The 696-nt window shown below is 64.7% G+C and carries 1 protein-coding gene; it reads right to left on the reverse strand.

Annotated elements, in window-relative coordinates:
• Positions 1-696, reverse strand: a 696-nt coding sequence (locus RV045_RS14320; protein ID WP_423236469.1) for a VCBS domain-containing protein, incomplete at both ends; no start/stop codon positions are given.

A 696-nucleotide genomic window follows, 5' to 3' on the forward strand; every position in this document is an offset into this window, starting at 1 on the left:
CGTGGCGGTGTTGCCCGTCAGGGTGCCCGTGGCGGTGGCGACCGAATCTTCGGCCACATTGCCCGTGCCGGCGGTGATGTTGAGCTGGCTGCTCAGACCGTTGATGGTGACCGTGATGGTCTTATCGGTGCCGTCCAGCGTCTTGAAGGTGATGGTGTCGGTCTTGTTCTGGCCGGTCAGCAGCGCCGTGATTTCCGGCGATTGCGTCAGCGTGTAAGTCCACTGGCCATCGGCGCCCAGAACCACCTTGCCGTAAGTGCCGTTGTAGGTGCCTGCGATCACGCCGCTCTGGTCGTGATCAGCGTCGGTCACGATGACCTTGCCTGTCGCCGTCACCGTGCTGGTGCCGTTGTTCTCGGTCACCGAGGCTGTCGCGCCCGTCACGGTGGGCACGTCGTTCACGCCCTTCACCGTCACGGTGATGGTCGACTCGGTGCCATCCGCCGATTTCACGGTGAAGGTCTCGGTTTTGGTTTCGTCCTGCTGCAGCGGCTGGGCCTTGGCGTTGTCCAGCGTGTAGGTCCACGTGCCATTGGCCTGCAGCACCAGCGAGCCGTAGCTGCCCGTCTGCGTGCCCGCCTGGAACACGGCCTGACCCGCGTCAGGATCGACCACCGTCAGCTTGCCCGTGGCAGTCTGCGTGGTGTCTTCCACCACCGTGCCCGTACCCGTGCCGGTGATGACGGCCTTGTCGTC

The organism is Amphibiibacter pelophylacis (assembly GCF_037688875.1).
In the GTDB taxonomy this organism is placed as follows: domain Bacteria; phylum Pseudomonadota; class Gammaproteobacteria; order Burkholderiales; family Burkholderiaceae_C; genus Amphibiibacter; species Amphibiibacter pelophylacis.